This is a genomic window from Tardiphaga sp. 42S5, assembly GCF_034044155.1.
Classification (GTDB): Bacteria; Pseudomonadota; Alphaproteobacteria; order Rhizobiales; family Xanthobacteraceae; genus Tardiphaga; species Tardiphaga robiniae.
Window position 1 is genome coordinate 3,369,008 of record NZ_CP139027.1, and the last position, 18,657, is coordinate 3,387,664.

27 protein-coding genes and 1 pseudogene are annotated in these 18,657 nt (G+C 62.9%); 21 read left to right on the plus strand and 7 right to left on the minus strand.

Annotated elements, in window-relative coordinates; all coding sequences use genetic code 11:
• The first annotated feature begins 182 nt into the window (after positions 1–182).
• Complete coding sequence (locus SFY93_RS15480; RefSeq protein ID WP_320443737.1) at positions 183–695, plus strand: YcgN family cysteine cluster protein; 513 nt, start codon at positions 183–185, stop codon at positions 693–695.
• A 189-nt stretch (positions 696–884) separates the two neighbouring features.
• Complete coding sequence (locus SFY93_RS15485; protein WP_320443738.1) at positions 885–2,498, plus strand: MDR family MFS transporter; 1,614 nt, start codon at positions 885–887, stop codon at positions 2,496–2,498.
• Between the two features lie 155 nt (positions 2,499–2,653).
• On the opposite strand, the gene SFY93_RS15490 is transcribed toward SFY93_RS15485, so the two are convergent.
• Positions 2,654–4,402: a putative bifunctional diguanylate cyclase/phosphodiesterase gene (locus SFY93_RS15490; protein ID WP_320443739.1), complete on the minus strand. Its 1,749-nt coding sequence runs from the start codon at positions 4,400–4,402 to the stop codon at positions 2,654–2,656.
• Between the two features lie 297 nt (positions 4,403–4,699).
• Here SFY93_RS15490 and SFY93_RS15495 point away from each other — a divergent pair, with 297 nt between their 5' ends.
• The 7 genes from SFY93_RS15495 to SFY93_RS15525 all read left to right on the plus strand — a co-directional run bounded on the left by SFY93_RS15495 (position 4,700) and on the right by SFY93_RS15525 (position 9,385).
• Entirely contained in the window at positions 4,700–4,864 is a 165-nt protein-coding gene (locus SFY93_RS15495) for a Flp family type IVb pilin (protein WP_320443740.1), read from the plus strand.
• 165 nt (positions 4,865–5,029) lie between these two features.
• Positions 5,030–5,314, plus strand: a complete 285-nt coding sequence (locus SFY93_RS15500) for a DUF3551 domain-containing protein (protein ID WP_320443741.1) — start codon at positions 5,030–5,032, stop codon at positions 5,312–5,314.
• Positions 5,315–5,343: 29 nt separating this feature from the next.
• The gene (locus SFY93_RS15505; protein WP_320443742.1) at positions 5,344–5,652 is read left to right on the plus strand and encodes a hypothetical protein; all 309 of its coding nucleotides are present in this window, start codon (positions 5,344–5,346) and stop codon (positions 5,650–5,652) included.
• Positions 5,653–5,935: 283 nt separating this feature from the next.
• Positions 5,936–6,103, plus strand: coding sequence for a hypothetical protein (locus SFY93_RS15510; RefSeq protein ID WP_176454703.1), 168 nt, complete (start codon positions 5,936–5,938; stop codon positions 6,101–6,103).
• Between the two features lie 74 nt (positions 6,104–6,177).
• Positions 6,178–6,903 carry a hypothetical protein gene (locus SFY93_RS15515; RefSeq protein WP_320443743.1) on the plus strand — a complete coding sequence of 242 codons (726 nt, stop codon included), beginning with the start codon at positions 6,178–6,180 and terminating at the stop codon, positions 6,901–6,903.
• Complete coding sequence (locus SFY93_RS15520; RefSeq protein WP_320447780.1) at positions 6,872–8,143, plus strand: DNA-packaging protein; 1,272 nt, start codon at positions 6,872–6,874, stop codon at positions 8,141–8,143. Before SFY93_RS15515 ends, SFY93_RS15520 begins: the two co-directional genes overlap by 32 nt.
• Before the next feature lie 36 nt (positions 8,144–8,179).
• A complete protein-coding gene (locus SFY93_RS15525) occupies positions 8,180–9,385 on the plus strand; it encodes a phage portal protein (protein ID WP_320443744.1) in 1,206 nt (401 codons plus the stop codon).
• Here the strand turns inward: SFY93_RS15525 and SFY93_RS15530 are convergent, their stop codons facing one another.
• Positions 9,386–9,568: a hypothetical protein gene (locus SFY93_RS15530; protein ID WP_320443745.1), complete on the minus strand. Its 183-nt coding sequence runs from the start codon at positions 9,566–9,568 to the stop codon at positions 9,386–9,388. It abuts the gene before it with no gap.
• A gap of 141 nt (positions 9,569–9,709) precedes the next feature.
• Between SFY93_RS15530 and SFY93_RS15535 the strand changes: the two genes are divergently transcribed.
• The 3 genes from SFY93_RS15535 to SFY93_RS15545 all read left to right on the plus strand — a co-directional run bounded on the left by SFY93_RS15535 (position 9,710) and on the right by SFY93_RS15545 (position 10,932).
• Positions 9,710–10,390, plus strand: a complete 681-nt coding sequence (locus tag SFY93_RS15535; protein ID WP_320443746.1) for a metallophosphoesterase — start codon at positions 9,710–9,712, stop codon at positions 10,388–10,390.
• A gap of 75 nt (positions 10,391–10,465) precedes the next feature.
• On the plus strand, positions 10,466–10,723 hold the full coding sequence (locus SFY93_RS15540) for a hypothetical protein (RefSeq protein ID WP_089267034.1): 258 nt from the start codon (positions 10,466–10,468) through the stop codon (positions 10,721–10,723).
• Positions 10,724–10,782: 59 nt separating this feature from the next.
• Positions 10,783–10,932, plus strand: a complete 150-nt coding sequence (locus tag SFY93_RS15545) for a hypothetical protein (RefSeq protein WP_320443747.1) — start codon at positions 10,783–10,785, stop codon at positions 10,930–10,932.
• A gap of 52 nt (positions 10,933–10,984) precedes the next feature.
• Here SFY93_RS15545 and SFY93_RS15550 read toward each other — a convergent pair whose 3' ends face one another.
• Positions 10,985–11,536, minus strand: coding sequence for a tetratricopeptide repeat protein (locus SFY93_RS15550; protein WP_320443748.1), 552 nt, complete (start codon positions 11,534–11,536; stop codon positions 10,985–10,987).
• 121 nt (positions 11,537–11,657) lie between these two features.
• Here SFY93_RS15550 and SFY93_RS15555 point away from each other — a divergent pair, with 121 nt between their 5' ends.
• From SFY93_RS15555 to SFY93_RS15565, 3 genes are all read left to right on the plus strand, one after another.
• On the plus strand, positions 11,658–11,873 hold the full coding sequence (locus SFY93_RS15555; RefSeq protein WP_089267037.1) for a hypothetical protein: 216 nt from the start codon (positions 11,658–11,660) through the stop codon (positions 11,871–11,873).
• Positions 11,874–11,885: 12 nt separating this feature from the next.
• The gene (locus SFY93_RS15560; protein ID WP_320443749.1) at positions 11,886–12,068 is read left to right on the plus strand and encodes a hypothetical protein; all 183 of its coding nucleotides are present in this window, start codon (positions 11,886–11,888) and stop codon (positions 12,066–12,068) included.
• Between the two features lie 237 nt (positions 12,069–12,305).
• Entirely contained in the window at positions 12,306–13,010 is a 705-nt protein-coding gene (locus SFY93_RS15565) for an HK97 family phage prohead protease (RefSeq protein ID WP_320443750.1), read from the plus strand.
• A gap of 28 nt (positions 13,011–13,038) precedes the next feature.
• Here SFY93_RS15565 and SFY93_RS15570 read toward each other — a convergent pair whose 3' ends face one another.
• A complete protein-coding gene (locus SFY93_RS15570; protein ID WP_320443751.1) occupies positions 13,039–13,950 on the minus strand; it encodes an outer membrane protein in 912 nt (303 codons plus the stop codon).
• 245 nt (positions 13,951–14,195) lie between these two features.
• On the opposite strand from SFY93_RS15570, the gene SFY93_RS15575 reads away from it, so the two are divergent.
• Positions 14,196–14,339 carry a hypothetical protein gene (locus SFY93_RS15575; RefSeq protein WP_320443752.1) on the plus strand — a complete coding sequence of 48 codons (144 nt, stop codon included), beginning with the start codon at positions 14,196–14,198 and terminating at the stop codon, positions 14,337–14,339.
• Here SFY93_RS15575 and SFY93_RS15580 read toward each other — a convergent pair.
• On the minus strand, positions 14,336–14,479 hold the full coding sequence (locus SFY93_RS15580; protein WP_320443753.1) for a hypothetical protein: 144 nt from the start codon (positions 14,477–14,479) through the stop codon (positions 14,336–14,338). The two genes, SFY93_RS15575 and SFY93_RS15580, sit on opposite strands and share 4 nt — an antisense overlap.
• 216 nt (positions 14,480–14,695) lie before the next feature.
• Between SFY93_RS15580 and SFY93_RS15585 the strand changes: the two genes are divergently transcribed.
• A complete protein-coding gene (locus SFY93_RS15585; RefSeq protein WP_320443754.1) occupies positions 14,696–15,949 on the plus strand; it encodes a phage major capsid protein in 1,254 nt (417 codons plus the stop codon).
• 49 nt (positions 15,950–15,998) lie between these two features.
• Here SFY93_RS15585 and SFY93_RS15590 read toward each other — a convergent pair whose 3' ends face one another.
• Positions 15,999–16,319 (minus strand): hypothetical protein, encoded by a 321-nt coding sequence (locus SFY93_RS15590; RefSeq protein ID WP_320443755.1) that lies wholly within the window; start codon positions 16,317–16,319, stop codon positions 15,999–16,001.
• A gap of 120 nt (positions 16,320–16,439) precedes the next feature.
• Here SFY93_RS15590 and SFY93_RS15595 point away from each other — a divergent pair.
• From SFY93_RS15595 to SFY93_RS15610, 4 genes and pseudogenes are all read left to right on the plus strand, one after another.
• Positions 16,440–16,673: pseudogene (locus SFY93_RS15595) on the plus strand (phage major capsid protein); the annotation flags it as partial.
• A gap of 60 nt (positions 16,674–16,733) precedes the next feature.
• Positions 16,734–17,570, plus strand: coding sequence for a hypothetical protein (locus tag SFY93_RS15600; protein WP_320443756.1), 837 nt, complete (start codon positions 16,734–16,736; stop codon positions 17,568–17,570).
• Positions 17,571–17,590: 20 nt separating this feature from the next.
• The gene (locus SFY93_RS15605) at positions 17,591–17,938 is read left to right on the plus strand and encodes a DUF2019 domain-containing protein (protein WP_320443757.1); all 348 of its coding nucleotides are present in this window, start codon (positions 17,591–17,593) and stop codon (positions 17,936–17,938) included.
• An 85-nt stretch (positions 17,939–18,023) separates the two neighbouring features.
• Positions 18,024–18,332 carry a hypothetical protein gene (locus SFY93_RS15610; RefSeq protein ID WP_320443758.1) on the plus strand — a complete coding sequence of 103 codons (309 nt, stop codon included), beginning with the start codon at positions 18,024–18,026 and terminating at the stop codon, positions 18,330–18,332.
• Between the two features lie 82 nt (positions 18,333–18,414).
• On the opposite strand, the gene SFY93_RS15615 is transcribed toward SFY93_RS15610, so the two are convergent.
• Positions 18,415–18,624, minus strand: a complete 210-nt coding sequence (locus SFY93_RS15615) for a hypothetical protein (RefSeq protein ID WP_089267048.1) — start codon at positions 18,622–18,624, stop codon at positions 18,415–18,417.
• Between the last annotated feature and the right edge of the window lie 33 nt (positions 18,625–18,657).

Below are 18,657 nucleotides of genomic sequence, written 5' to 3' on the forward strand. Positions count from 1 at the left end.
GCCGAGCATGGCTGATAAACCAATGGCATCGCTCGGAATTTGCGTGGCAGGGCTAACGACATCCGGGGTTTTGCCCTTGTTTGCGAAGCCATCATCACGATGTTGCTTGCAGAGCCGGCATGGCAGCTCCTAGAAGGGCGCTTCGCCGCAAGCCTGATACAGGCCTGACGCAAGAAAGTCGCATGACAGCCCGACCGCCACGTCCCTCGCTACAAGCGGGAATGTTCTGGAAAACCAAGACGTTGGAAGAGATGTCCGGCGCCGAGTGGGAAAGCCTGTGCGACGGCTGCGGGCGCTGCTGCCTGGAAAAGCTGGAAGACGAGGATACCGGCAAGATCTATTACACCCATGTGTCGTGCCGATTGCTCGATGCTGGCCTCTGCACCTGCAAGGATTATCCGAACCGCTCCGACCATGTTCCCGATTGCGTGCGGCTGACCCCGGACAATGTCCGCACCCTGAGCTGGCTGCCGCCGAGCTGTGGCTACAAGCTCGCGGCCGAGGGGCGAGATCTCTACTGGTGGCATCCGCTGATCTCGGGCAGTCGGGAGACGGTCCACGAGGCCGGCGTATCGGTCCGCGGGCGGGTCGAGGGCAGCGAGGACACGATCTCCGACGACGAGCTGCAGGATCACATCGTGACCTGGCCGGCGCTGCTGCCGCGCAAGGCGAAGCTGAAGAAGCGGCCGGCGTAGAATCCGCGGCGCGCGGTGTCCGATCACGCGCGCAAATGGCCTGATGATCGGCGCGGGACGCTCCCATGCAAGGAAATACCTGTTGCTGCATGGGGTAGGGGAATAGATTTCTTCCAAAGAGAGTCTGTGTGCGATACCGCGCCGAATGACCTCTTAGCGTTACCCCAAGTCCTTTGAATTCGAAGTTTCATGAACAAGATCGAACGACAGAGCCGGTCAGCGGCCGATGATCAGGTATTGCCCGAGGAAATGCCGTCGGATGCGGTCCTGTCGGATGAGATCGCGCAGGAACTGTCGCGGATCCCCACAGAAGTGATCGAACCCAGCGACGCGCCTGTTATCGTGAAGGCGCCGCTCACGCCCGCGGAAGTTCGTACCATCCTGATGAGCCTGCTGCTGACCATGTTCCTGGCAGCGCTCGACCAGACCATCGTCGCCACCGCGCTGCCGACCATCGGTCGGCAATTCGCCGACGTGAACAATCTGTCCTGGGTGATCACCGCCTATCTGCTGGCATCGACCGCGGTGGCGCCGGTGTTCGGCACGCTCAGCGATATCTATGGCCGTCGCGCGATGATCATCACCGCGATGTCGCTGTTCATGGTCGGCTCGATCCTCTGCGCATTGGCGCCGAACATGATCGTGCTCATTATCGCGCGCGCTTTGCAGGGCCTTGGCGGCGGCGGCATCCTGCCCATCGTGCAGGTGGTGATTTCCGACGTGGTGTCGCCGCGTGAGCGCGGCCAGTATCAGGCTTATTTCAGCGGCGTGTGGGTGGCGGCCGGCATCGGCGGCCCGATCATCGGCGGGCTGTTCGCCGAGCACCTGCACTGGTCGATGATTTTCTGGATCAATATTCCGCTCGGTGTGGGATCGCTGGCGCTGTTGCTGCCGAAGATGAAGAAGCTTCCCGTGTTTCATCGCCGCCGCAAGGTCGACTGGCTGGGCGGCATGCTGCTGATGGCCTCGGCGGTTGTCTTCATGCTGGTGCTGACATGGGGCGGCACCAAGTTCTCGTGGGCGTCGCCGACCATCGTCGCGATGATCGGCGCCGCAGCGGTGATGGCTTTCGCCTTCATCTGGCATGCGATCCATCACGACGAGCCGTTCCTGCCGTTGCCGCTGATGTCGGGCTCGGTGGTGCCTTTCGCGATGGCCGCAGGCGGCTGCGCGATGGGCGCGATGCTCGGGCTGACCGTGCACATGCCCCTCTATTACGAAGTCGTCTACGGCCTCACTGCAGGCGAGGCCGGCGTCGCGCTGATTCCCATCGCGGCGGTGTCGGTCGGCGGCGCGGCCTTTGCCGGCCACATGATGACAAAGGCGAAACACTACAAGCGCGTGGCGATCGCCGGCACCGCCATGTCGGCGCTGATGGGTCTGCTGCTGGCGCTGATGACGCCGTTGCCACTGTGGGCGCTGCTGACGATGCTCGGCCTGTTCTCCATCGGGCTTGGCACGGTGTTTCCCGTCAGTCTCGTCTCGATCCAGAACGCCGTGCCGCGGCCGCAGATCGGCACCGCCACCGGCGCGATGAACTTCTTCCGCGCGCTGATGGCGTCGTTCACCGTTGCTGCATTCACCACCATTTTGTTGATGGCGTTGGGCACGGACATCTCGATCTCAGGCGAACATGCCGCCAGCACGCATCCGATCGCGGCCAGCGATATGGTCAGCGCCTTCCGCTACGTGTTCGAAGCCGCGGCAGCTCTGCTGGCGCTGTCGACGCTATTCCTGCTGCTGATGGAAGAACGCCTGCTGGCAGGGCCGGCAAAGGCCAAGCCATCACTGGCTTCGGAATAGGGTGCCTCCCTGCGTTGGTTCAGAAATTCTCTGCCACTGGCGCAACCACGATCTTCTCGCTGACCTCGCAGAGCATTGCATCCGCGATCGTTTCCGGCCAACTCTGCAAGATTTGGCAAACACGACACCTCACCGTTCCCCGCGAAAGCGGCCTGCTAAGCTACGCGGACTGTTCGTTTTGCTCGTGAACTGAACAGTCGGGCTAGGTCTTTTGCAGTTTTCGGGTGGCTGAACAGGAACCCCTGCATCTCGGTGCAACCCAATGCCGCGACGAGGTCTCGCTGCTGCTGCGTTTCGACGCCTTCAGCGGTGGTGGTCATGCGGAAACTGCTGGCAAGCCCGGTGACGGCTCGCACGATGGCAACCGAGTCCTCTTTATCCGAAAGACTTTTGATGAAGGATTGATCGATCTTGATCTTGTCGAAGGGAAAGCTCCGCAGATAACTCAGCGAGGAGTATCCCGTGCCAAAATCGTCCATCGCGATCCGCACTCCAAGTTCGTGCAGCTGATGCAGGCAGGCGAGTATCGCCTCGGTTTGCTGCATCAGCAGCGTTTCCGTGATCTCGATTTCCAGTCGGTGGGCCGGAAGCCCGGTTGCGGCCAGTGCACTAATGATCACCTGCAGCAGATTCAGGCTCTTGAACTGAACCGGCGAGACGTTGACGGCAACTCTGACGTCATTCGGCCATGTCGCCGCTTCAGCACAGGCTGTTCGGATGACCCATTCGCCGAGCCGGGTGATGAGACCGGTCTCTTCCGCGACCGGAATGAATTCGGAAGGCGGGACCATGCCACGTTCGGGATGATGCCAGCGCAGCAGCGCCTCGCACCCGCAGATTTCATCGCGGGCAATATCGACGAGCGGCTGATAATACAACTCGAACTCGCCGCGAACGAGTGCCTTGCGCAGATCAAGCTCAAGGTTACGCCGCGCCGTCATGCGCGCATTCATTTCCGGTTCGAAAAACCGGTAGGTGCCGCGTCCGCCGGCTTTCGCCCCGTAAAGAGCCATGTCCGCGTTCTTCAATAACTGGTCCGGATCGACACCGTCATGGGGTGAGATCGCAATGCCAATGCTGGTATCGACGACAATGTGGTGATCCGAAAGCTCATAGGGCGCCACGATGACTTCGCGAATGCGGGTCGCGAGCTCTGCAGCATCCGACGGTGTTCCAATCTTGGTTTGAACGATCGCAAATTCATCACCACCTAGACGGGCCACCGCATCTATGGCCCTGACGTTGCCAAGCAGCCGGCCTGCCACGGCTTTGAGGAGCTCGTCGCCGATCGGGTGCCCGAGCGTATCGTTGATGTTCTTGAAATTGTCGAGGTCGAGGTAAAGTACCGCCAGGTGTTCTCCGCGCGCAATCCAGTTGGTCGCCTGCTCAAGCCGCTCGCGGAACAGCACACGGTTCGGCAGGTTGGTCAGCGCGTCGTGATGCGCCATGTACGCGACCCGGGCTTCCGCCTGCTGTCGCTTGCTGACGTCCTCGTGCGTCGCGACCCATCCGCCGCCGGCCATCGGCCGATCCACAACATGCATCGTGTGGCCATCGGCCGTGTCGACGAGTACGCTGGTTGTCTGTCCCTGCGCAATTCTGTCCAGAATGCTGGCACAGTATTGCTCCGGATCTCCCGAAAACGATCCCGTCTTCTTGCGATGATGGATAAGCTCGCTCAACGTGCAGCCGGGCTTCACCACCTTGGGCGAGAGACCGTACATTTGAATGTAACGCTCGTTGCAGATCACAAGCCGTGCTGACGCATCGAACATGAGCAGGCCCTGGCTCATGTTGTTCAGAGCCAACTCAAGCCGGCTACGGGTGAGAAGCTCCTCCTCACGCTGCTCTGACAGCGCGCTCCTCCGACCAGGGTCGGATTGCATTCGTGGAAGCTGTTGCATGAATGGTCCTCATGGGCATTCGCTTCGCGCGAACGTACAGGCAGCATGCAACCAATTGGTGTGGAGCCGACGAAATTGTGTGGCCATGGTTAAATATCTGTGTGGGGCATCCACGGAGGTTGAGTACGGCATAGGTTTTCGGTCTCCAAGCTGGCTCCTTGTCGTAGATGACTACCATTTCATCAATTCATAATTGAGCCTGTTGATGAACCTTCCCGCAACCTCTGCCGTCTAGGTTGTCCTTCATATTGATGGGAATAGCCCGGAAGAATTCCACGGCTGCGATTGGGGACACTGATGCGACGTTTGATTTCGAAGTTTTTGCGCGACGAAGCCGGCGCCACCGCCATCGAATATGCGCTGATCGCTGCTGGCATCAGTCTCGCGATCATCGTCGCGGTGCAGGGCCTCGGCACCACGCTGAACGGGCGCTACGCCGCCGTGAATGCGTCGCTGAAATAGGGCAGTGAAGACCGGCCGGTGCCGGGCGCGCCGCCGCTGCAATCGACAAGAGGCGTGGCTGTCTTGTCGGAACGCAATGCCGTGAATGTCCTATCGATTGCAGTGCTGTTACCTATATGATCGTGCGCGGCCTTGAGCCTGCGCATTTTCATATGGATGACCATCATGACATTGAATCCGCGTTTGAAGCTTTCGGCATTCGCCGGTTTGGGATTTGCGGCATTCGTCCTCGCGGGAGCGACGCCGGCCTCGGCGGCTGGTGCGCAATTCTGCATCGCCCAGAGTGGCGCCAACGGCGAATCCTCCTATGTGAGCAACTGCATCTTTTCTGACTACCAGCAATGCATCAATGCTGCCGTCGGTACGCGAGGCAACTGCGTGGGCAATGTCGAGTATCGCGCTGGAGCTGCCACGGAACCGGCGCCACAACGTCGTCGGCGCGCGCGGTGAGTGATCGCCCGCTCGTGAAGGACGCATCGATGACAACAAGGATTCGCGGGCTCGTATGGGCTGTGGCTGCGATTACCATCGCGTCGGCGTCGTTGCCGGCTGTGGATTCTGCGCAGGCGCGGCCCTCGGTCGCGGCCCGTTCCGGTATTCCGCCGTTCTGCGTGTTGACCGGCGGCCCTCGTGGGCCAGGGAGTGTGCCGCAGATCTGCCGGTTCTTCGACTATCAACAATGCCTGCAGGCCGCGGCCGAGCTGCGCGGCAATTGCGTGGTCAATATCGACTATCCCGGCAAGATCACCGGAGCGCCGGGAGCGGCGTGGTCGCAGTCGCTACGATAGCCAGTGCGTTGATCGCGTGGACAAAATTCCGATTTAAGGACTAAATTCAAATTATAGGATTTTTAGCCTTGACAGCGTTGCGCTGTCGAAGTAGGTTTGCGGCATGCTCCACAATTGGGTTCGCAGGAAACGCCGCTGTTGATTGGCGGCGAAGCTGCGCCGTCGCTGTTCAACCCGATGTGGCAGTGAATACCCGGAACATCGATCCAAATCCCGCGTTGCTTTCCATACGGTGCCGCAAGGAATCTCATCGGCATCCAACAGCAAGCGAAACGAGGGTGCCATGATAATCAGGAATTCGGCAACCAAGCAAAAAGAGCAGATCGTCGAATCCGCGACGGAGGCACGCCAGGCCGAACCGGGCCCGTCGATCCTCGCGCTTTTGGCGATCAGCCTCGGCCTCGCTGTGTTGATCCTCGGCGTGGTCTGGTTTGTGTTCTTCAGGACGTGATCGGTTTCGGCGATTCGCCGGTCAGTTTCCGTCCGTCCGGCACGATCGACTGACAACAGCAACGAGTTCCCAACATGGTCAGAAAGCCAATAACCCGCCCGGCGAGAAAGCCGGCGCGGGCTGCTGTCGTTGTGAAGGCCGCGCGGAAACCAAGGGCGGCGAAGAAGAGCTCCAAGAACTCGAAAGTAAAGAATTCACAGAAAACATGGAGCGCCGTTGACCCGGCCACCATGGAAGCAGCCGCTGAAAAAATCCGGGCCAGCGTGGCGGCCCGGAAGAGGACGATTGCGGCAACGACAATCTTCGCCGGACCGGGGAGGCCGAAACCAGCATCCGCTGCTGAAGTTGATATACCTCCAACTCAAATCAAGAAGCGACCGGCCGCAATGAAAGCTGTTACCAAGAAGCGGTCCAGCGCTCCGCGTGCAAGACGGCGAACGGCCGTCGATCGGTTCAATGATTTGCCGCCTGATGCGCCGCTGACCGATCGCGTTACCCATGCCATCGAACGCGAACTCGATTCGATCCAGAAGATCGTTGGTCGCCGGCGCTTGAATGAAGCGTTGCGCACAGAGGCCGAGCGCCGCGCCCGCACGCTGGCTTCCCTGGCGCGCACATTGACCGAACTGAAGAAAGTGCAGGGCGGCAACGAACAGAGGCCCGCCGAAGATGACGACCGCCCCCGAGACCTCGACGAACTCCGTCGACGCATTGCTGAACGTCTTGCAAGACGGCCTGGCGGGCGACCGCCAATTCCTGTCGACGGGAATGACGCAGGGCGAGAGAGGCTTCCTGAGTGAGTGCTGGAATGTCTTCGCGCATGCGCATCAGGTGCCGCCTGACATCGCGCCGAATGGTGCGCCGTGGCTGACATGGCTCATGATTGGCGGACGAGGCGCAGGCAAGACACGCGCCGGTGCCGAATGGGTGCGTGCGCAGGCGCTCGGTCAGGCGCCACTAGCGCACGAAAAAGCCCGTCGCATTGCGCTTGTTGGCGAAACCGAACACGACGTGCGTGAAGTGATGATCGAGGGAGTGTCCGGGCTGCTCAGTGTCCATCCGGATCACGAGCGCCCGGTCTGGATGCCGTCACGCAAGCGGCTGGAATGGAGCAACGGCGCCGTCGCACAGGTGTTCTCGGCGGAAGATCCCGAGAGTCTGCGCGGCCCGCAATTCTCCTGCGCATGGTCCGACGAGATGGCGAAGTGGCGCTATGCGGAAGCTGCTTTCGATATGCTGCAATTCGGGCTGCGGCTCGGCAGCCAGCCGCGGCAGATGATCACCACGACGCCACGGCCGACGGCGTTGCTCAAACGCCTGATGGGCGATCCGACGACGGTGACGACGCGCGCGGCAACCGTGGTCAATGCATTCAATCTCGCGCCGACATTCTTGCAGAGTGTGATGGGCCGCTATGCTGGCACTCGGCTCGGCCGACAGGAGCTCGACGGCGAAATCATCGAGGATCGGCCTGACGCGCTGTGGTCGCGGGGGCTGCTCGAACGGTGCCGCGTGCGCGAGGCACCGCCGTTGCAGCGCATCGTCGTGGCGGTTGATCCGCCGGTGTCGTCCGGCAAGCGCGCAGACTGCTGCGGCATCGTTGCCGCGGGGATCGCCGAGGGCGGCATCGTCTATGTGCTGGCCGATGACACCGTATCGTCAGTGACGCCGACAGCCTGGGCCAACAAGGCCATCGCGCTGTGGCGCAAGCTGGAGGCCGACGCGCTGGTGGTGGAAGTCAACCAAGGCGGCGAGATGGTGCGCAGTGTGATCAACGAGGTGGACCACACCGTGCCGGTGACGCCGGTGCGCGCCTTGCGCGGCAAATGGCTGCGCGCCGAGCCGGTGGCGACCCTGTACGAGCAGGGCCGCGTCAAACATGTCGGCAGTTTTGCCGCGCTGGAAGACGAGATGTGCGACTTCGCAAGTTCGGGCCTGTCGTCTGGCCATTCGCCGGATCGTCTCGACGCCATGGTCTGGGCGGTCGCCTCGCTGGCGCTGGTGCCGCGCGGGGATGGGCCAAGGATCAGGGTGTTGTGACTTCGTGTCCCGTGCACAGTTGAATTGGATCATATCATGTTAGATCGCTTGAAAGCCTATCTGGCGGCGCCCGAAGCAAAGGCGTCGCGCACCGCGCGCGTGCTCGCATTTGAAGCGGGCGGGCGGGCGCGATGGACGCCGAAGGATTTTGCGGCGCTCGCCCGCGAGGGCTATCTCTCCAATGCTATCGTTCACCGTGCAGTCCGGCTGATCGCCGAAAATGCGGCGGCGTGCAGCTTCCTCGTTTTCGACCGCGCGCAGGAGCGCGAGGGGCATCCGCTGGCGCAGCTGCTGACGCGGCCGAACCCGCGGCAGGATGGCGGGGTGTTCTTCGAAACGCTCTATGCGCACCTGCTGCTCGCCGGCAATGCCTATGTCGAAGCCGTGACGCTCGACACGCAGGTGCGACAGCACGAGGTGCGGCAGCATGAGGTCCGTGAACTCTACGCGCTGCGGCCGGATCGCATGAAAGTCGTGCCCGGCAGCGATGGCTGGGCCGAGGCCTATGACTACAGCGTCGGCGGCCGCAGCGTACGCTTCGATCAGCAGGCGTCGGGCGTGCCGCCGATCCTGCATCTGACCTTCTTTCATCCGCTCGACGATCACTATGGTCTGGCGCCGATCGACGCGGCCGCGACCGCGCTCGACACCCACAACGCCTCGTCGAAATGGAACAAGGCGCTGCTCGACAATGCGGCGCGGCCGTCGGGGGCGCTGGTCTATGCGGGACCGGAGGGATCGGTGCTGTCCGAGCCGCAATTCGATCGCCTCAAGCGCGAACTCGAGGGCAATTATCAGGGCGCCGCCAATGCCGGGCGTCCGCTGCTGCTGGAAGGCGGGCTTGACTGGAAGGCGATGTCGCTGACGCCGAAGGACATGGATTTCCTCGACGCCAAGCACAATGCCGCGCGCGAGATTGCGCTGGCTTTCGGCGTGCCGCCGATGCTGCTGGGGATTCCCGGCGACAACACATTCGCGAATTTCCAGGAGGCCAACCGGGTGTTCTTCCGCCAGACCGTGCTGCCGCTGGCGGCACGCACCGGCAACGCGCTGGCGCAATGGCTGGCGCCCGCGTTCGGCGACGGCATTCGCATCGAGATCGACACCGACCGCGTGGATGCGCTCGCCGCCGATCGCACCGCGCTGTGGGAGCGCGTCAGCAGCGCGGACTTCCTGACGCTGAACGAGAAACGCGAAGCGGTAGGCTATGCGCCGGTGGAGGGCGGGGATCGGCTGGGTTGATTACTGCGGCGCGGATGCGCCGCTGTCCGAAGCCTGTGCAAGCGCCAGCGGCAGGCCGAGCGCCCTGGCACGGTCGCGGCGTTCGCTGGCATTCATTTCGTTTTCCTTCTGTTCGAAGGCAGCCAGTTCGCGCGCGACGATCCGCTTGAAGTCCTGCTTGGGCGTGTCGTGGCGGATTGACACATGATAAAGATTGCAAGTTGTGCTGGATCAATCGTGAGGGTGTAGTCTCGGTATCGCCTCCATGTTTTGCACGCATGAGCGCGTGTATGATGCCCGGCACGCCGCTGTGGAAAAATCGAATCAACACGATGGATCATTGCGATGCCTCTCACTTACGTCATCCCCGATCTGCACGGCCGGCGCGATCTGCTGGATCGCGCGCTGGCTGAGATAGAGACGCATCGGGCTGGTGAAAACGCCACGCTCATTGTGCTCGGCGACTATGTCGACAAGGGGCCGGACTCGCGCCGCGTCATTGCGCGGCTGCGGGCAGGGGTGGCGCCTAGCCTGCGGCTGGCGATGCTCAAGGGCAATCACGATGCGCTGATGGTCGCCGCGCTGCGCGGCGATGTGGCGATGGCGAACTGGATGACGAAAGGCGGCGATACCGCGCTGGCCTCCTATGGCGGCGACGTGGCCGATGTGCCGGTGCATGACATCGACTGGCTCGATGGCCGGCCGCTGTGGCACATCGATGCGCATCGCATCTATGTCCATGCCGGCGTCGATCCCGCGCTGCCGCTGGCGCAGCAGGATCCGGTATTGCTGATGACCAAGCGCTATGCGGATGATGACGCGTCCGGCCATGACGCAGGTGAGGGCGCGCGCCATGTGGTGCATGGCCATGACCGCCATGCCGATGGGCCGCTGCTGAAACAGGGCCGCAGCAATCTCGACACCTATGCCTGGAAGACAGGCCGGCTGGTGATCGGCGTGTTCGATGACGCGCTGCCGGGCGGGCCGGTAGAGCTGATCGAGATCACCGCGCCGCCGGCGCCTTGAGGCGGATATGACCTCTTGAACCAAAGACCGCGCCGCGACGCCTAACCGGCAACGCAACTGAACCGGCACGCTGGCATGTCCTCGATCATCGAAACCGTCGTCGAATTTTTTGCCGAACTCGTCTGGGGCTGGGTGACAGCGCGATGGCCATGGGTCGGGGACGCCGTAGGAGCGACCTGCCTCGTGGCCGGCGCGGTCGTGGCACTGTCGTCATCCGGCACTGAGCGCGTGCAGGCACTGGTGATCGGTGGTCTTGTCGGCATCGGTGCTGGTGGGTTGCTGCTGGTGTGGTTCTGGCGCCTGCGCCGCGCGGCGGCGACGCGGACGGAGTGATCGCCATGACTGTGACACCGGCGATGCTCGGCGCCACGACAGACTGAGGGGATGCACCGATGCCGGACTGGATCTTGCCGCTGCTGTTGATCGTCGCGATTCTGGCGTTTCTGTATCGCGCTTTCCTGCACACGCCGCGGGCTCCGCCCAGCGGCAGGAACCACGACGAAGGCGTGACCAATTACTGGGACGTCCACCGCGATCGCTAGGGATGTCGATGCGCGGCGCTGCAGGGCGCCCCGCCGGAGCGCCTGAGCGCTGTCACTTCCTGACATATTTGCGTGCCGTCAGCACCGGATCGATGCGCCTGGCTTCGGCGATGTCGCGGGCGCAGCCGGCGGTATCGCCGATCGCTTCCCGGGCAATGCCGCGCTGGATCAGCGACGACGCATCTTCGGGATCGAGGCGAAGGGCTTCGCTGAAATCGGCAATGGCGCGCGCAGGCTCGTTCTTGTTCTGCCAGGCGCTGCCGCGGCTCCAGAATGCGACGGCCTCCGCGGGATCGTGCCGGAGCGCGGCATCGGCATCGGCAATGGCGGCATCCGCATCGCCCGCCAGCAGATAGCCGACCGATCGGCTGACATACAGCATGGCCAGTTCGGCGCCGCGATAGTGATCGCGCGCGATGGCGTGGGTGCAGGCGGCAATGGCGCGGTCGTCGGTGTCGCCGATGCAGATGCCATAGTCGCCTGTCGGGCCTGTCGGTGTCGGCGTGGCGGCCGTGACCTGCGTCGCGCCGAGGCCGGCGATCAGCGCGGCCACAGCCAGCATGCGGAAGCGGGGCAGGCGCCGCGGCGGTGTCGCAGACATCATGGGCGCTCGGCAAAAGGGGCGGGACGGCGTTTCCCCTTGGTCGGCGGCATCGGCTGAAAGGTTCGACGGCACGCGTGAACGCGGCAGCGGATGCGCAAGCTAGATGGAAGTGACAATCGCCATGGATGACCTGATCCGAATCTTCACCGAGCGCGGCGACCTCGCGCATCTCGCTTTGTTTCTGTGGGCGAGCGTGGCCAGCGCCGCGGCTCTGTTCGCGCTGCGCGAACTCGCCGGCGCCTCGCGCCGCTTCGACGAATTCGTGCGCCAGCTCGCGCGCTTCAACCGCCGCGCACATCGCCGCCACCGCATGCGCGACGACACCGACGACATCTGAAAGGGATCATCCATGGACAGTCTGCACGACGTGATGCGTTCGATCCGCCCGGAGACCAAAGCGGGCAAGGATCATCTCAGCGTTTTCAAAGAATTTCTGGCGCATCTCGACCAGTTGCAACGCAAGGCGCTAGCTTCGAGGCCGCGGGTAAAGCCGGCGGCGCGACGGAAGCCGACGCGGCGCACGAAAGTGTAGTTCGCATTCTTTCTTTCCCTCTCCCCCAGCACGGCGAAGCCGTGCGCAGTGGGAGAGGGTGGATCGAATGCACATCGTGCATTCGAGACGGGAGAGGGCGCAACAAGCGACGTCGTATGTCGCGCCCCCTCTCCCTGACCCTCTCCCGCCAGACGCAGCTGCGCTGCGCCCGGGGGAGAGGGGACACTCCTGACATCGATTGTCGCTCTTCTTCCCCCGCATCCTGCGAGGCCGCCAATGCATGCCCCAACGCCATCCCCCCAGCCTTCCCCGGCGCGCCTCGCACTCACGCCGGACGGCGTGATCGAGGGCTATGCCTCGCTGTTTGGCGAGATCGACCAGGCGCGCGACATGGTGATGCCCGGCGCCTTCACGCAGACGTTGAAGCTGCGGGGCTTGCGAAAGATCCCGATGCTGTTCCAGCACGATCCGTCCGAGCCCGTGGGTGTCTGGCTCGAGATGAAGGAAGACCTGCGCGGCCTCTGGGCGCGGGGCCGGCTGATCCCGGATGTGGCACGCGCCCGCGAATTGCTGGCGCTGCTGCAGGCCGGCGCGGTGGACGGATTGTCGATCGGTTATCGCACCCAGCGTGGCCAGATCGAGCCGGAGACGCGGGTGCGCAAACTCTATCAGGTCGATCTCTGGGAAGTGTCCATCGTCACATTCCCGCTGCTGAACGGCGCGCGGGTGAGTGCCGTGAAGGAGCAGCCGATGTCGCGCCTGCGCGATCAGGCCGAGCGCGACTGGACCCAGCTCACCGGCCAACACGTCATCGACTCATGTCGCACCGATTTGAGCGGCGCCGCGGATGCACCGGCGCTGGTCATCCGGCGTGGGCGCAAAGCGGGCGGACCTGTCCAGGCCTGTTCGCTGCGCGCCCGCGCCGATCGCAAACGCGCGCTGCACGGCGTCGCCGCCCACGCCCGGTTCGCCGGGCGCTGAGGACAACGCGCCGCGCCGCGATGCGCGCTCAGAACAGTTTGTTGATCGTCGCCGTGATCGCCTGGGTCTGGGTCCGCGCGGCGGCGGTGCCGACCATGGTGCCCTGGTTGGTGGTGCCGCCGGTGCCGTTCGGATTGGTGAACGGGCTCGCATAGTTCGCGGTGTTGTTTTCGGTCATGGCGAACATGTAGTTCACATCCACGAACCAGGTCGGATCGAGGAAGTAGGTGGCGCCGACCATGGCGGCGCCACCTAGCACCCAGCTCTTGCTGGTCAGGTTGATCGGCGCGCCGGAGACGTCGGTGCGGTTACCGTTGAGGTCGGCGAAGCCGATCAGGCCGTTGAGGTCGGTGCGGACCCGGGTCAGCGTCGGGCCGGCGCCGAGATAGACGAAGCCGCGGTCGAACGCATGGCCGATGAAGGGCACGAACGTCATCTGGTGATCGATATGGATCTGGTAGGACTGCACCAGCGCGTTGCCGGTGAACGGCACCACCGTGCTCGTGCCGGTCGGCGTGAACGATCCCACCTGCGGCAGCAGCGCCGCGCGGATGTTGGAACTGGTGCCGAGATAGCTGTAGCCGAACTTGGCGCCCCACAGCCAGTCGCTTCCGGAGAAACGGGAGAAGTAGCCGCCCTGCGCCGAGAAGGCGATCTGCGCACGGTCGTCCGGATACAGCGTCGCCGGGCCGGCGGCCGATCCCGAGGAGGTCAGCACGCCGTTGGTGAAGACGTTCGACGTCCCCACCGCATAGACATTCTGGGTGCCGAAATCGACCGTATTGGCGCTGCCGCCGATGCCGACGAAGAAGCCGGAGTGCGGCACCCACGAGGTCTCGGCCGGCGGCAGCCGCGGCGCCTTGACGGTCACATCGGCCGCTTGCGCGGCTCCGGCCGCGACCAGGCCGGCGAGCATTCCAGTCATGGTGATGTTGCGCATGTCGTTCCCCCCTTTGCGGCGGGGGCGAATCCCCGCTTGCAGCAGCCTAGGCAGAGCGGGGAGGCGGGTCTGTGCGATTCCGCACAGTTCCGCCGCGTCCGAGACAAGTGACCTCGATCATCGCCAATCAACGCCGCGCGCGGCGCGTTCGCGTGCCCGATTTCCTCCAACGTTCACGAACCCCCACGGAGACCACACCATGACCTACGACATCACCGACGCTGCGCCCGAGCACAAGGCGGCCTTTGCGCTGCCGCATCGCGCGGATCGAGCGCGGGCGCGGCGACGTGCTGCTGGAGGAGAAGGTCGATCGCATCAACCAGGCGCTCGGCGCCGTGAGCGCCGGTGGCGCGTTTCGCCGCAAATCTGAAAACCGTCTGAGGACCTAGTGCAGCTCGTCGCGCGAAATCGGCAGGTGCAATTGCGCCGCGCGCTCCGCACGCTCTTTCCTGCGGAATTCACTTTCGCGCCGCTCGAAGGCGAGCATCTGTTCCTGCGCCTGCTGCAGGAACTGCTCGTATTTCGTCATCGGTGGTTGAGCGTGTTGCATCGCGTCGGCTCCGTGCCCTGTTATCATGCCGGGCGATAACACCAGACCCCGCCCGCGGGTTCACTGTTCCAGATCAAATTCGACGTCGCTCGCGGCAAGTTTCGCAGCCCCAACGGCGCGCGTCAACGCGCTGGCGCGGCTCTCTTCGCGTGACCCTGTTCCATCACCCCAATGACCCCCAATGGAGATCTGCCCATGAATTTCGACATCACCGATGCTGCCCCCGAACACAAAGCCGGCTTCCCGACCGTTCCGCGCGACGACTATGACGAGTTGCGTCAGACCTTCGAGGAATTCAAGGCCGCCAATGACGAACGGCTGGCTGTTATCGAGCACAAGCGCGGCGATGTGCTGCTGGAGGAGAAGGTCGATCGCATCAACCAGGCACTGGATGCGCATCAGCGCCGCCTCGATCAGTTGTCCCTGAAGGGCGCGCGGCCCGCACTTGCTGCGGACAGCGCCGCGCGCCCCCAACCGTCCGAACACAAGTCGGCTTTCGATGCCTATGTGCGATCCGGCGAGAGCGAAGGCCTGCGCCAGATCGAGACCAAGGCGATGTCGGTCGGCTCCAATACCGATGGCGGCTATCTGGTGCCGGTCGAACTGGACACCGTGATCGCCGAACGGCTCGCGATGATTTCGCCGATCCGCAGCATTTCCGGCGTCCGCCGGATCTCCAGCGGACTCTACAAGAAGCCGTTCATGACGGCGGGGCCGACCACCGGCTGGATCGGCGAAACGGCGGCGCGCCCGCAGACCAATGCGCCGACTTTCGATGTGCTGTCGTTTCCGGCGATGGAGCTCTACGCAATGCCCGCCGCGACATCGACGCTGCTCGACGATGCGGCCGTCAATCTCGACGACTGGCTGGCCGGGGAGATCGATCAGGTCTTCGCCGAGCAGGAAGGCATGGCCTTCGTCTCCGGCGACGGCGTCAACAAGCCGAAGGGATTTCTCAGCTATACGACCGTGGCCAATGCGTCGTGGAGCTGGGGCAATATCGGCACCATCGCCACCGGCGCGGCCGGCGCTTTCGCCGCGTCGAATCCGTCCGACAGTCTGGTCGATCTGATCTATGCGCTGAAGCCCGGCTACCGCCAGAACGCGACATTCGTGATGAACCGCCGCACCCAGGCGGCCATCCGCAAGTTCAAGGACTCCACCGGCGTCTATCTGTGGCAGCCGCCGGCCACTGCCTCGGGCCGCGCCAGCCTGATCGGCTTTCCGCTGGCCGATACCGAGGATATGCCGGACGTCGCCGCAGGCTCGCTCTCCATCGCCTTCGGCGATTTCCGCAGGGGATACCTGATCGTGGACCGCCAGGGCGTGCGGGTGCTGCGCGATCCCTATAGCGCCAAACCTTATGTGCTGTTCTACACGACCAAGCGCGTCGGCGGCGGCGTGCAGGACTTCGATGCGATCAAGCTGCTGAAGTTTGCGGTGAGCTGAGGGCGGGCGATCGGCGCGGGCGATGTGCCGTCGCCCGCCACTGCCTGGTTTAGCAATAGCGGTAGTTGCAGCCAAATTGCTGGCGGCCAACAAGCAGCTCCGGCGGCACACCATAGTGGCTGTAGTAATAGGAAACCTGCGGCGGGCCGAAATAGCGGTGAACCTGAATTGGAGCTCCGCCCGGGGACGAATAAGTGGTGACCTTGTCGAATGGCGGGGATTCGACGGCAAGGAAACGCCCGCCGCCAACAAGCGGTGCCGGCTCGACCACCTGACCTTGGCCATAGCGCGGAGTGCCCGAGAGATCGGCGGCTGCCGCCGGCAGCGTTATGGCAGCAGCGATGCAGGCGAAGACAAGCGGGCGCAGCACGACGGGCATTCCTTTTGATCGGCGCATCACTGCGCGAGAGCGATGGCGACGGTTGTGCGATGCATGTTTGCCAGAAAGAGCTTGTGTGAGGCTGATCTGACCTGCGCGGCGTGGACCGCAGATATGCTGGGTGTCGCCGCAGGCTCGCTGTCCATCGCCGTCGGCGATTTCCGCCGTGGCTACCTGATCGTGGACCGCCAGGGCGTGCGGTTGCTGCGCGATCCCACCAGCGCCAAGCCCTATCTGCTGTTCTACACGACCAAACGGGTTGGGGGCGGCGTGCAGGATTTCGAGGCGATCAAGCTGCTGAGATGGCGGCGAGCTGAGGGGCGCGTTCAGTTCGATCTTGATTAATCGGAGCCGGCCCTTGGGCCGGCTTTTTGTTTGGCCTCACCAACGGTCGGAACAACTCGCATGGACCTGCGCGAGAACGTTTATCTGCGGCATCAGCTGCAGCGCTTCATGCGGCCTGATGCGGCGCGCTACTTGAATCCGCACGCTGCGCGGTTTCTCAAACCGGGAAGTGAGAAGGCCGATGTCTATCCGGCGCTGGCGCGAAAGTATGAAGGTCAGCCGCGAATTCCGGAGGGGGAGGGCGGGGGGCAGTTCATGTTCGGGCGGGATCCTGACCGCACTGGAACCGGATCCGGGAGGCCGTATGTCATTGTCAATCAGCTCGAAGATCTCGGGGCTGGTGGAGACAATGACAGTGGAGATGCCTGGGAAAATGTGCAACTGGCAGGAGACCTTGGCGGGCCGACCGAAGAACCGCCGCAAATTCCCGACGACAAGCCCCCAAAAAGTTCGCAGCGCAACGCGGTTCTTCGCTCGATCGCGAGTTTTCTCGGCCGAAATAGCGGCCTGATTGCAGATGTTTTCATCGGTCTGATGAATGAAATCGAGTGGCTTGAAAGCTATCAGGACTTGATCCAAGCCGCTCGCGATCCGCCGAAAACTATGCGCGAGCTGCAGAATGCCGTTGGCAAGGGAAGGCGGGGTTACGATGATCACCACATCATTGAGCAGACAGCCGCAGAGCGATGGCGCCTGTCACGAAGCCAGATTGATGATCGATCGAATGTTGTCAGTATTCCGAGATTGAAGCACTATCAGATCACGGGATGGTACATGACCAAGAATGCCGACTTTGGCGGCCTTACGCCTCGCGAATATCTAAGCGACAAAAGCTTAGAGGAACGTCGGCGAGTAGGTCTAGACACACTGGAGCTGTTCAAGGTTTTGCAGCGATGAAGCGGATAGCACTTACTGAGATGTCCACGGCTGATCTGGTGAAATCGTTCGCTGAAATTGTGGTGGCGCAGGACGAAGCCAGTCTTGGCGGTCAAATAGAAAAGTTCAACCGTCTCTTCGACAACATGATGGATGTCTCAAATGAACTGAAGCGCAGAAAGGGCGATCAGCGCATTCTGCTGCTCGATCTTTTCAAGCATCCAAACGTCCAGGTGCGCTTGCAGGCCGCCAAACTCACGCTTGCGGTTGCACCTGGCCAAGCGCGAGCTCAACTTGAGGAGATCGTACAATTGCAATGGTTTCCGCAGTCAGGGGATGCAGGCATGTCGCTCCGAAACTTAGATCTTGGTGTTTTTAAGCCGGTATAATTGCCGTTGCTGGCCTACGTCCGCACGGAACCATTCTCCCGCTGCCGTCGTTACCTCCATTCATGCAAGTTCCGGGAGAACGACAATGAGACTGACCGAACGCGTCGCGTGTGCGGCCGTGATTGCCGTGCTGGGGACCTTTGCAGGATCGGCGGCCCAGGCTGACCAGACTTTCACGGGGGTCGTCACCATCCTCGATCGCACCACCAGCGAAGTGGTGATCAAGCAGGCGCCGGCTGGCGAGACCGTCGGCGCGAATACGCCGGGCGCGGTGGAGAAATTCAGGCTGCGCACGGTTCCGGAGTCGCTGCATGCCGGCGAGCGCGTCACGGTGACCTATACCGAGAGCAATGGTGTCAAGACGATCAGCAATGTGACGGAGAAGAAGGACTAGCCGATACGGGCGCATGGGCTGCTGCCGCAGGGGATGCTGCTGCGTGGGTGACATGCGCCCGGAATTGCTGGTGCGGACAGGTTCAATCCTTCAGCACGAACTTCTTGCGCAGTTCCACGGCCACTTCGTCGGCGAGCTGCTGCGCATAGGTGGCGTGTTTCGGCGCGGTGATGACCATCGGCCGCCAGCCGAGCAGGGCATCCCTGCGTACCGACACATAGACGCCGCCGACAACAATGCGCTGGGCGATCATTTCCTCAAGTTCGGCTTCGGTCTTTTCTTCTTTTCCCATAACCGGCTTCCCGTGATGCTCTGAAGCACCCCT